We start from the raw sequence: 13,455 nt of genomic DNA on the forward strand, positions 1-13,455 counted from the left end.
CATCCCCCCATCCCCCCTATTCCCTATTCCCTATTCCCTATTTCCTATAATGATTCAAAAGACAAATTATTCTTTATTTATTGTATTTAGCCTTTGGATTTTGACCTCTAATCTATTTAATTATTCTGCATTAGCAGCGAGTTCGATTATTATTCCTTTGCCTATAGAAGATTACGGAAAAAAAAACCGCAGAGACGCAGAGAACGCTGAGGAAAGAGGTAAGGAGAGATGGGTAATTTTAGACAGAGATAGCGGTAATAATACCAAGGAAAAATCATCTTGTTCTAATCAAGAGTTATCTGTATTAACTAATGATTTATTGCGGGATTTACCGGCTTATTTTAACCGTGCTACTCAACGCGCTCGCCGTCTGGATAGGTCTGTACAGGTTTATAGTTATATGTTGGTGGCCGGTAAACCGGATTTTCAACCGTTACCTTTGAAAAGTTGGACTGATGAAGCAGATAAATCAGTGAATGGGACGAAAGGAGTTGAGCAAGTATTTTTTACAACTTTAGAACGTCAGTATGTAAAAGGAAAAGCCGTAGAATTACAAGGATTTCACTGGCTATTTTTGACAAAAACCGAAAATGGTTGGCAAATGGCAATGATGTATTCTCAAACTGGTGGTTATCCCAAACAAAAACCACCAACACCACCAAGAGAAAGTAGTGATAGTGCTGTAGCACAAGGAATTCAAACTTGGTTGCGGGATTGTCGAGCAGTCAACAGGGTTGGGGGGAGCAAGCAGTAGGCAGCAGGGAATAGGTAACAGGGAATCAACTGCCAACTGTCAACATATCCACACTACAAAAACTGAGTTAAACTGGATTATCTCAGCTTTGGGTCTCTCACTGACTTTGATTATGTCAGGATTGCAACGAAGAAAGGTAAATAATTCAAGTTGATCTCCTCCCATACAGGGGATTTTTGTTTTTGAGGTAGTTAAGATCAATGAACAAAGTTGATTTAGCGTTCGCACCAGCGCTACAACAGTCCGAATTAATCCGTCGTAAGGAAGTATCACCGCTGGAGTTGGTGGAATTATATTTAGAACGCATTCAACAGTTTAATCCTAAGTTAGGAAGTTATTTTACTGTTACAGCAGAACAGGCGATTGATGATGCTAAAATCAAAACCCAAATGCTTGCTGAAACTGAGGACTTGCCATTATTTTTCGGGGTACCAATTTCAATTAAAGATTTGAATCCGGTTGCTGGCATTCCCTGTAGTTACGGTAATGCAGCATTACTTGGTAATGTACCCGATTTTGATGATGGTGTAGTTGTAAAAATTAAACAAGCCGGATTTATTATTTTAGGTAAAACAGCAAGCTCAGAATTAGGTTCATTTCCTTACACCGAAGCTACGGGTTTTCCCCCAACTCGAAATCCATGGAATTTAGAATATACTTCTGGAGGTTCCAGCGGTGGGGCTGCATCATCTCTGGCTGCGGGGTTATGTGCTATCGCGCAAGGTTCCGATGGTGGCGGTTCAATTCGCGGACCTGCGGCTTGTTGTGGATTAGTTGGTATCAAACCATCTAGGGGAAGAGTTACTCACGCGCCAGTTGGCGATCGCCTTAACGGAATTGCCACAAATGGACCAATAGGCAGAACTGTGGCGGATGCCGCAGCTTTGTTAGATGCAATGTCTGGCTATGTTACAGGAGACTCTTACTGGCTACCAGACCCCGAAAAACCATTTTTAACTGCTTGTCAAGAAAAAGTAAATAATCTTCGCATTGCTTTTTGTACGAGTATTCCTCCATTAGGAAAAGCAGACGCTAACTGTCATCAAGGGGTAATGCAAACAGTTAAATTATTAGAAGAATTCGGTCATATAGTAGAAGAAAAATGTCCTGACATCAGTGGTTTAATAGAGCCATTTCAGATAGTTTGGCAAAGCAATGTAGCGGCTTGTGGAGTTCCCGCAGAAATTTTACAACCTTTAAATCGCTGGTTATTATCAAGAAGTTGTTCTGCTGGTGAATACCTACGAGCAGTTTACCAAATGCAGATTGTAGCGCGAAAAATCGTCATGTTTTTCGATACTATAGACGTGTTAGTAATGCCAGTGTATCTACATTCACCCATCCGCATTGGTGAATGGGGTGCGTTGAGTCCTGAAGAAACATTTGATAATATAGTTCGCTGGATTGCGCCTTGTCCCGCAGCAAACGCTACCGGGCAACCGGCAATATCGCTTCCCGTTGGTTTTGACGACAAAGGTGTACCCATAGCGGTACAACTAATCGGAAAACCCACCGCAGAAGCAACTCTCATTAGCCTAGCAGCACAGTTAGAAGCCGCAAACCCGATGTACAAACATCGTCCGAGTAATTATTATTAAAGGTTAAAGGTCAAAGGTTAAAGGTTAAAGGTTATAGATTGGTAATAACAACTGTCAACTGTCAACTAACTCTTACACTTGTTTCCTTCCGGAGTTGCATCGGGGTAAAAAGTAATAATTCCCTGATTCTTTCTGACAAAAACTGTAGGGAAAATTTTTCCAGTATCCTTATCTAATTGTTGATATATACAAGCACCTTCAGTATTTCCTTGCTGTTTAAATACTTTAGTTACATCTACTAAAAGTTCTTCGGCATTAGTTAAATAACCATAACCTTTAATTTCATCTCTTACAGTACGATTCGGTTGTTTGATAATTACACCCATTGTATAAATTACTCCTGGAACTACTTCTTGTCTTCCAGGATTTACTGGAAGTCTTCCACCAATTTTTTGCTCTTGTAATTGTAAATATCTACCGTAAAAATGCAATCCGCCGATATCATTTTCGTTATATATTTCACCACAGAATATATGTTCAAATCCTTTGTTTTTGAACCAAATATTAGTTAAATCTTGTAAAAATTCTGACTTACTTTTACGATTGGGACGCAATTCACCGTTAGTAGCTTGTTGAATCTTTGCTAATACTTCTGGATAATTGGATAAAAGCTGTTGAAACTTTCTCCTCTGGACTCGTTTACCAATAGGACCGCAAGTTTTCAGTACTGCTTTGTCAAAGGAATTTAGTTGGGGTGCTGGTGGTGTAATATCTAACTTCGCTCCCGGTGGATAATTTACTGGAACGGGATTATCTTGATTATCGAAAAAAGGTAAAAGTCCTCTATCTTGCTGCTGTGCGTTAACTGGATTGTTTAATCCCATCGAGGAAATTAATAATAAAGTAGTTAATCCGCTAAATATGTGTTTGAGTTTAGATGCAGTATTTGGTTTCATCCCTATAATTTCGGTATTTGACTTTATGTGATACAAAGTTTTTAGCATACCTTCCGAAAAAATAGGGAATAGGGAATAGTGAATAATAACTAATTATCCGGACTTGATATTAGATTCTGAATAGTTTTTTGATTACACAAAACTAACGTAATCAAAATTTACTTGTATATACTGTTACAGCTATTAATCAAGAGCGAATAAACTAGTAGTCTATTTCATTAAATTTGGTGGGTAATTCGTAATTGTGCGTTGGCGTAGCCTGCCTTGGAGGGGCATACCGGAAAGCTCCCTAACCATCAGCGAGCTCGAAGTATGTCCTTGCGGACACGCACGATGAAGGCGTGAACGCTAACGCACTACGAATTTCTTACTCCTCAAAATTAATGTGGTGGAATACTAGTACTCCACCACATAAGTTATGAGGGGTAATCAATGTAATATTGTAGGTTGGGCTGTTCGCGCAAGCGTTGCGAAGCAAAACGTAGTGGAGCCTCGGCACCCGCGTTGGGTTGCGCTATGTCCTGTCGGACAGGCTTCGCCAACGCTTAACCCAACCTACGAAGAGGTATTTTAACTCCTCAAAATTAATGTGGTGGAATACTAGTAGTCACTAGGAAGCGAGACGCTGTTAAAAGTTTACTGTCCACTGATTACCGCTAAAGAATAACTTTATTAGTTCAGCAGTTCTACCCAAAGTATTACTCACAACTTAACTTTAGAGCGACAAATTCTAGATTTATTATTGATATTCTTTAAATATAAGGAACAGAGCAACAACACTGGATGGGGGTTATGCCGCAGTGACCCAGTATCGAATACCGAAGAAGAACGAATTGACAGGTATTCGGACAGTGTAAAACAATTTTATAACCTTGGACGTTGTAGAGTTTTTATCGTTTCCTCTACTTTCTCGCCATCGAGGGGAGGCGCAACCCTCCATCAGAGCGGTCTTAGATGGCGAACGTCCGATACAGGTTGCTCAGATTATTTCCAATTTTAATTGTACATTAAAGTAGCTACTTCATCATAATTAATTTCGATGATGAATATTAGATAGTTACTTCAATCACAAATAATTACCACTAAATGCTGTCATTTGGTCTTGGATAATATACTTGTCCAAGGCTTTTTACTTTTATGTGTAAGTAAACTACGACAAATATAATCCCACAATTATAACCACAATCAGAAGTCAGGTTTTTAAGTCACTTTTTAAGTTAAATATCTCTCAGATAAGACAATCATCGTCAAAAAACCCGACTTCTAACCCCACTGTCAACTGTCAACTGTCAACTGTTAAAACCTTCTCTCATACATAAATCTAAATTCACCCGCTTCATAATCGTAGGTAAATCTGGCTGATGAATTTTCATTGATATCTTTTAAGCCTGTAAAGGAAGGGAATACTTGTAATCTAGTTAACCCAATTGATTTACCTAAAGAATTTATGGGTTGTTGTGCTAGCCATAAAAATTCTTGGGTAATTTCAGTTTCTAAAGGTGTAACCAAGTAGTCTAGGACTAAGGATTCTAATAATTCCGTTTCGTTGCCGCTAGTAATTTGCTGTTCGAGTTTTTGTAATGCAGCGAAAGTCCGGTTTCCTAACAATGATAAAATTTCAGCATCATTGCGACTAGGGGTACTTGTTAATGAAATTGCGGGGTTATCAAGTATATCTCTGGTTTGGATGCTAACTTGACTATTAGCGTTGATACAGTTGGAAACTTGTTCTAATTGACTTGGAGAATTGGGAACTAATGTTCCTAATCCCGAAAATCTAATATTTCTTTGATATGTTAGACAAGCATCTTCAGAAGATGTATTATTATTTAAAGATGCAAGCAGTTCTGAGGCTTCACCTTCTACAAGAATTCTAATATCGATTTGTTCGGGGTTAGCTGGTGCAACTACATCATCTCTAATTTCGGAATTTATTGCTTGCAAACGGTCAAATCTAGGTGCGTCAACTACAGTGGTTTGTAATTCTACATCAAGTTGGGGATTTAGTAAACTACGACTCGGTAAAAACGTCACCGTTTGTTCGCGATCGCGAGTGATAAAGAATGAATTTTCCAGTAGGGAGACACTTCCTCTTGTAAGTTCAATTTGTCCATCTCCTCGGAGGTTATTTAAACCACCATTAATTGTAAAATCCCCTGCCATACGGAAGTTAATTCGTGGTAAATTTTGAGTAAATCGGAATCCTGGTCCTAAACTTACTTGAAAATCAGCAAAAGTTGGTTGAATCGGGAAATTCTGGGTTTGTTGTGGTCGAGTTATAATTTGACCATTTGTTATTTCTTGCGTGTTTACCGCTTGCTCTTCCCTACGCTCTGGTATAAAAACACGGCCATTTTCTAAAGAAAGATTTCCTCCAATTACTGGATTGATTGCTGTGCGGGAAACTTGGACGTTAGCATCAATTCCACCCCGGTATAAACCTTGCAAATTTAATCTTCCAGGACCTAAAGTGATATTTAAAGGTTGAAGGTTGCCGAGGGGTTGAAATAAAGGTAAACTGCCAGTGATGAGAAAGGGACTTTCGGCTAAATTGCCGGATATTTGCTCTACTTGGAGAATTTGATTATTTAAAATCGCGTTACCGGCAGCGGTTAATTTAATATCATTATTTAACTGCTTGGTTCTAATTGTGGCGTTTTCAATTTGAATTGCACTATTGGCAACTAAATTATCAAATAATCCTCGAATTGTATCAGCTTGGGGATTTAATTCACCGTTAATCGCGATCGCAATTTCTCCATTTCCATCTATCCATTGCACCTCACCTTGGGTGAAAGCATCTAGTAAAGCAAAAGCTTGGTTATCAATGCTTGCTTGTACAGCAACAGTATTAATTCTATTTGGTTGCAGGGGATAAGCAACTGCGGCGTTAATATTAACAACGGAATTGGGAGTTGTATTGAGTCGAGCGATAGAATCGATATAGTTGAAATTTCCAGCTAATTCACCCACTTGTTGTTGGTTAATGGTACCATTAATTAAAGAAAACGCACCTTGTTGAATTTGTGGTTGAAATAAATTTCCACCTAATTGGGCTTGTAAATTCAAGTTACCATTGATATCAACGGGTAAATCGACAAATCTTTCGACTATATTTACAGGAAGATTTTGTATTTGCGCTGTTGCCGATGTTTCTATGCCATCGAGAGTACCATTGAGAGAAATTAAACCACCATTCACAGCAAGTTGTATTGGTTGTAATTGAATTGTGCCATTTTGATAACTTGCTTGAGCAATTACCTGAGTGATATCTAAAGGTTGATTTTGTCTGACAACTACACCTTGACGAGAATTATAGGTGACATATTCTTTTTGAGGTCGCCATTGCCAATTGTTACCTTGTAGTTGAAAATTAATTTGGGGATTTGTGATTTTTCCAGCAACAGCGAGTTCTGCGTTATATTCTCCTTGAATATCAAGCTGGATAGTATTATCTTGTTGTTGTAAAGCAGCTTGTTGTCGAATCCGACTGACAATTTGGGCAAACAAGCGTAGTTGTGTAAGAATGGGAGCGTTGGGTTTTCCGACGGATTGAGTTTGTACTTCAACAGCATCACCGTATTCTGGGTTGAAAATACTATCAACTCCAGCTTGTAAATCTTCTAAGTTAAATACATTGATAGCGGCGAAGATATCTTGTACTCTTCCAGCATTCGCTACCAATCTACCGTTAATATCACCAGAATTTAAATTCAAATTACCATTCAAAGCATATTCAGTTTTACCAATTTGTAAAGTTGCAGCATTTATACGAGCAATTTCCCCATCATAAGAGAAATCGGCAATTAATTCTTCAGCTTTCACAGCACCGATGGAAGGTGTATCTATATTAATATTTCCAGCAGTTGCTAAATTGAACAAGTTGACATCAAGATTTCCCGTTACTCTACCACCGAGGGGATAAGGAATGATTTCTTCAACTACGGGAACAAGATTTAATAAGGATAGGGAAGCATTTTTTAAGTTGATATCTAAAACATCCCCTTGACGAATACCACTAAGAATAATCGGATTTTGGGTATTGATTCCTTGTTGTAGTGAGAAGAATGTGGGAAGATAAGGTGATAAACAATCTTGTCTTGTACAAGGTTGTAAGTTAGCAGCAATGCGATCGGTTTTACCGCGTAAATCGAATTCGATGTTATTGCCTAAATTTACGTTAATTGGTCCTTGTAATAAAGGTTGAAATTTTATCCTGTTATTTACAGCAAGATTTCGCAAGTTTAAATTGCCTGCTAATCTGACGTTACCGGGAGCCAAAGGTTGTGAAATTAAATTTTGAGCAACAAGTCTACCAGAAAAATTAGCTGTTCCTTGCAATACTGGTAAGTTTTCTTGAGCTAACTCTCGTGCGATAGATTGTAAGGGAAGTCTTGCTAAGTTGGAATTTACATCAACATTTAAATCTGTAGCGACATTCCAAGAAGATATTCCCTCATCACCGGGTACAATAACAATTTGTCCTTGAGCGTTTAATTGTTGTTGTTGGGTAGTAGCATTAATTTGATTTGCTTGAATTAAAATCGGATTCCCTTCCAGAAAAGCTTTTACCTCTCCGGTTAAGTCTAATTTTGCATACAACTGGGAAAGTTGGGGACAAGATATATTAAAGCTGCGACACAATAAGGGAGTATTGACGTTATTTGCATTGATATTACTGGCAATTTTACCATTGTTGAGATTGGCGATCGCCTTTACTGTACCTTGAGCAACTACTAGATTTGTATTGAGAATACCATTGAGGTTTTGGAAGTTGTTTGCAAGTAGTTGGTCTATCTTACCCGTTAAATTAACGGTACTATTATTAAGTGTTACAGGTAAAGATGAATCTGAAACAAGTTGATTTAAAGAAATTCCACTGGCAGTTGCAACAGCTTGTAAATTATTAGTCGCTAAATTCCCCGAAGCATTAAAATTGATATTACCTCGACTACCCGGTACAATTAATTGTCCGTTAGCGGTAGCTTGAAAACTATTTAATTGATCTAAGTTTTCTCTTGAATCATATTCTAAAAGTTGATTTACTCTACCCTCCAGGTTAACTTGAGCATTGGCAACTGTCAGATTTACAGGTAATTCCGGTAAAAACGGATTTGTGGGAATACTATTAGCATTAACATTCGCTTGTAATATACCTTGATTCAAATTACCGTTAACTGCCACCCTACCATTATTAACCCTCAAATTTAAATCAGCAGTACCATTTACCTGATTGAGATCGAAATTATCTATAATATCCAAATTTCCAGCTAATTTGACATTACCTCGCTGTAAAGTAACTGGTTGATTTAATCGAAATTGCTTTCTTTGTGCTGCCGATAATAAAGCATTAACAGGTAAAGAATTGGCATTGGCTACTAAATTCCAATTTTTGGTTGCAAAATTCCCATTACCATTAAAATTGATGCGACTGTTTCCCTTAACTTCCGGTAAAATCAAATTTCCATCAACGGAAGCTCGAAAACTATCCAAACTATCAATGGATTCAAAATTAATTAACTGTTGTACCCTACCCGAAACATTAACTTGAGAATTTGCCACTGTGACTGATAATGGTAACTCCGGTACAAGTTGATTTAAACCAATTCTCGCAGCATTAGCATTCGCGGTTAATATACCTCGATTTAAATTCCCGTTGACAGCAACATTACCTTGATTAACATTCAAATTTAAATCAACATCACCTTGAATACTTCCAAGATTAAAATTATTCAAACTTCCCGCTAATTGTAGATTACCACGCTGTAAAAATATCGGAGTCTGTTTTACTCTCTCGCCAACATTCTCAATTTTTGCTAAAAACGGATTTAAAACTAAAGAATTGGCATTAACCGCAGCATTCCAAACATTCGTCGCTAAATTCGCTCTACCATCAACGTTTACTTTACCATCGGCAGTTTGTAAAGTCGTATTATTTAAAGTAACTTGATTTCCTGCTAACTCAACCTCACCACTACCAGAAACTTGTCCGACTCGATCAACTTCAGCTGACGGTAACTTCCACGATAAAATAGCTTGAGGATTTGCGATCGTTCCTCCCACTTTACCTTCTGCCGATAAACTTCCCAAATTTACCATATCATCGGTAACACCATAAGCAGCAATTATTGCCCCTGGATTAGGAATTAGAGCATCAAAATCTAAAGCTATCTTCGATTGACTAAAATCTTTAACAGAAGGTAACGACTGAGGAAATAAAACCTCACCTTTGGCTCGGATATCACCACCCGTTGCCGGAGTAGCGCGAAATTCATCTAAAACAACCTGTTGTAAATTACCACCAAATATTGCATTAACTTTACTAAATACCGTTTTATCTATAACTATCCCCCGTTGACTGACAACATTACCCAGTAAAATTGGATTCTGTGCATTTCCCTTAACTAATAACTGTGCTTGTAAATTACCATCTATATTTATGGGAGATTGTATAGAAGTTGTTTTCAACAGGTTTGCAATATTAAAAGAATTAGTAACAACCTTTAAATCAAAACCTTTATTTAAATCCGCAACTCCAGAAACAGCAGTAATTAAACTACCATAACTAGCTCTAGTTTCCGCAAAACTGACCTTTTGTCCATCGAAACGTAAATTAGCAGTAGCATTAACAGGAACTTTCAACTGTGGAGATTTTACCTGTAAACGCTGTAAATTCGCAGTACCCTTCACAAAAGGTAACTCCGATAAAGAAGGTAAATCAATTTGCAAATTAGCATTTAACTCACCGCTGGGAATTGTTACCGGAATATTATCTTTGACATAATTACTCAAATCCGGTAAAGAAAGGTTATCAATCCTGGCATTAATCTGACTCTTCCAAGTATTGAATTGAGTTTCACCATCAATATCCAACTTTCCCTTAACAAAAGGGGCATTCACACCATATTGCAATAAAAATGGTTTATTTTGATTGTAATTGAGAAACCCGTTAATTTGCTCAACCACGAAAGGATTTTTTAACGCTTGAGGAAGTACAGCAACCCTTGCTTTCTCAAACTGAATTTTAGCATCAATATCAAACGGAAGTTCCCCTTCACCCGTATCCAAATTCAGCCGAATCCATTCCCCTTGCTTATCTTCCTCAATATAAACATCCGGTTCAATCAAACTTATTCTTAAAGGAAGCGTCTGAGTAAACAACAGCCCAATGGGATTAAATCCGATATCTACAGCTTTAGTTCTAACATAATTTGGATCATTTTCAGTCGCTGGAATTGAAGAGTTTTCTAATCTTACACCAGTAATCGACCAACTTCTTACTTCACCAACCTTTACCTCACGATTGATAAATTCACTGAGTTGTTCATCTAATAAAGGTGGTAACTTGCGACGAATCCAATAATCTAATCCGAAGTAACCAGCAACACCTAAACCCAGAAGAGAAACACCTGCAATTTTAATAGTATTACGCAGCCAAACCCGCTTTCTTGGCTGACTTGGCGCGGCTTGGGAATCAGATTCGGGAGGAGTATTTGGCGGTGTCATGACTGATTTCAACTAGGTAGAGCGCGACATTTTTCGACCGACATCAATACTTAGAGTAAAGATATTTTCGGTATTATGATACGCCTTTAGAAGTTTATACAAGGTTAATTGTTTACTTTTTTATTTTTTGCTATAGAAATAAAAATTAATACTTTTCGGGAGCAAAAATCTCGGTATTTTATGACAGTTTGTCATCTGGAATAGTTATACAAATTTATACAAATTTATACAAATTTATACAAATGCTAGAAAATAAATAAAGTATAACTGCACGGTTGTTTTTTTCTCCCTCCGCGAGATTGAATTTATCTTGTTCGGGAGATATATTTTTGATTATTTGATTGTAAATTGTGGAGTGTTAACGGCGATGAATGGTATAGGTAGGTTGGGTTAGTAACCCAATATTACCATCTTGGATAATATTATAATATTGCTTACATACAATCGGTTTTGTTGGGTTACGACAGGATTAATGCAAATTCTCTTCACAATTCCCAATTGGTTTTGTATCTAACCCAACCTACTAACTAAAGCAAGCTTTTTTTGTCGTAAATACTAAAATATTGATTAGAAACTGAAAATAATGTGTCAATTGGCTAAAAAGTAGGTATTATAAAGATAATCCTAACTTCTTAACAAAATCGCCCGTGCTATTTTCGAGAACGGGCGATTTCCTCATATGATTTTTTATTAGCTAGAAATATAATTTCACGGAATTAATCTATATCATCCTAAATATGGGAGACGTTGCACTGCAACGTCTCTACAATATATCGGGTTAGGAAGTTTGCTGATCTAACTTCAAGACTGCCATAAAAGCTTCCTGGGGAACATCCACCGTACCCACAGACTTCATACGCTTCTTACCTTTAGCTTGCTTCTGTAGAAGTTTCTTCTTCCGACTGATATCACCACCGTAACATTTGGCTAACACATCCTTCCGCAATGCTGGAATATGTTCTGAAGCTATTATTTTACTACCAATCGCCGCTTGAATTGGCACTTTAAATTGATGACGGGGAATTAATTCCTTCAATTTTTCCGCCATTGACCTTCCAACATGATAAGCTTTATCACGGTGGACAATCATTGCTAAAGAGTCAACTGGGTCGCCGTTAATCATTAAATCCAACTTTACCAAATGATTTTCACGATAACCAATCAACTGATATTCCATACTAGCATAACCGCGCGATCGCGATTTCATCTGATCAAAAAAGTCAGTGACAACTTCAGCTAAAGGTAACTCATAAGTTAACGTCGTCCGTCCTTGAGTAAGATATTTCATATCTTTAAATATACCCCGACGACCTTGGGATAACTCCATTAAAGTACCCACATAGGTTTCCGGTGTAATCATTTCAACTTTAACGTAGGGTTCCTCAATTTTTTCCCGTTCGTTAGGAGAAGGTAAATTGCTGGGATTATCAATATAAACTTCTTCGCCCTTGTTAGTAATTACTCGGTAAACAACCGAAGGAGCAGTAATAATTAAATCAAGATTATATTCGCGCTCCAAACGTTCTTGGACAATTTCCATATGCAGCAAACCCAAGAATCCGCAACGGAAACCAAAACCCATAGCACTAGAAGTTTCCGGTTCAAATTGTAAAGCTGCATCATTAAGCTTAAGTTTTTCTAAAGCTTCCCGTAAATCCTTAAACTGGTCAGAATCGATGGGGAACATTCCACAAAAAACCATCGGTTTAGCTTCCGTATAACCGGGTAAGGCTTGTAGAGCTTTAGCTTTACTTAAAGTAATTGTATCTCCAACCCGTGCATCTGCGACAGCTTTAATTGCCGCTGCAAAATAACCAACTTCCCCAGCATGGAGTTGATCCACCGGCTTTTGAGTCGGAGAAAGCACCCCCAACTCATCAATTTCATATTCCTTATCAGAAGCCATCAGATAGACTTTATCACCAGTTTTCACCGTGCCATCCATCACCCGGAAATAAACAACAACTCCCCGGTAGCTATCATAATAACTATCAAAAATCAACGCTCGTAAAGGCTCGTCCACAGTATTCTGGGGCTGCGGTACTCGTTCGACAATCGCTTCTAAAATTTCGGGAATACCGATTCCTTCCTTCGCTGAAGCCAGAATCGCACCACTGCAATCTAAACCGATAATTTCTTCAATTTCACCAATTACCCGTTCAGGTTCAGCACCCGGTAAATCGATTTTATTTAAAACCGGGATAATTTCTAAATTGTTTTCAATAGCCAAATAAACATTAGCTAAAGTTTGAGCTTCTACACCTTGGGAAGCATCAACCACTAACAGCGCTCCTTCACAGGCTACTAAGCTGCGGGACACCTCATAAGAGAAATCCACGTGTCCGGGAGTGTCAATAAGATTTAGGACATACTCCTGACCATCTTGAGCAGTGTAATTCATGCGGGCAGCTTGCAGCTTAATAGTAATGCCGCGCTCCCGTTCTAAATCCATATTATCGAGAAACTGCTCTTTCATCTGCCGATTTTCTACGGTACCAGTGGTTTGTAGAAGTCGGTCTGCCAGAGTTGATTTCCCGTGGTCAATGTGAGCGATAATGCAAAAATTACGAATGCGAGCTGCGGGAACGTCAGTCATATACTTATTAAAGCTGTATTCTGCAATCTTTTGGGAAAAAGCTATTTACTTTAAGTATTGTAATGCTTTATTAGAAAATACGCTGCTTTTATTGTAGGACAAGGA

Annotated in this window: 5 protein-coding genes; 2 read left to right on the top strand and 3 right to left on the bottom strand. The window is 38.0% G+C overall.

The features are described 5' to 3' along the window. Both IQ247_RS32915 and IQ247_RS27950 read left to right on the top strand, forming a co-directional pair. On the top strand, positions 1-754 hold a 754-nt coding region (locus IQ247_RS32915; protein WP_228060108.1), incomplete at its 5' end, for a hypothetical protein. 200 nt (positions 755-954) lie between these two features. Then, on the top strand, positions 955-2,352 hold the full coding sequence (locus IQ247_RS27950) for an amidase (RefSeq protein WP_193924976.1): 1,398 nt from the start codon (positions 955-957) through the stop codon (positions 2,350-2,352). Positions 2,353-2,417: 65 nt separating this feature from the next. On the opposite strand, the gene IQ247_RS27955 is transcribed toward IQ247_RS27950, so the two are convergent. From IQ247_RS27955 to lepA, 3 genes are all read right to left on the bottom strand, one after another. Next, complete coding sequence (locus IQ247_RS27955; protein ID WP_228060109.1) at positions 2,418-3,248, bottom strand: EndoU domain-containing protein; 831 nt, start codon at positions 3,246-3,248, stop codon at positions 2,418-2,420. A gap of 1,296 nt (positions 3,249-4,544) precedes the next feature. Continuing rightward, positions 4,545-10,754 carry a translocation/assembly module TamB domain-containing protein gene (locus IQ247_RS27960; RefSeq protein ID WP_193924980.1) on the bottom strand — a complete coding sequence of 2,070 codons (6,210 nt, stop codon included), beginning with the start codon at positions 10,752-10,754 and terminating at the stop codon, positions 4,545-4,547. A 778-nt stretch (positions 10,755-11,532) separates the two neighbouring features. Continuing rightward, positions 11,533-13,350, bottom strand: coding sequence for a translation elongation factor 4 (gene lepA, locus IQ247_RS27965; RefSeq protein WP_193924981.1), 1,818 nt, complete (start codon positions 13,348-13,350; stop codon positions 11,533-11,535). Positions 13,351-13,455 lie beyond the last annotated feature (105 nt).

It is taken from the genome of Plectonema cf. radiosum LEGE 06105, assembly GCF_015207665.1.
Lineage (GTDB): Bacteria > Cyanobacteriota > Cyanobacteriia > Cyanobacteriales > Nostocaceae > Rivularia > Rivularia radiosa_A.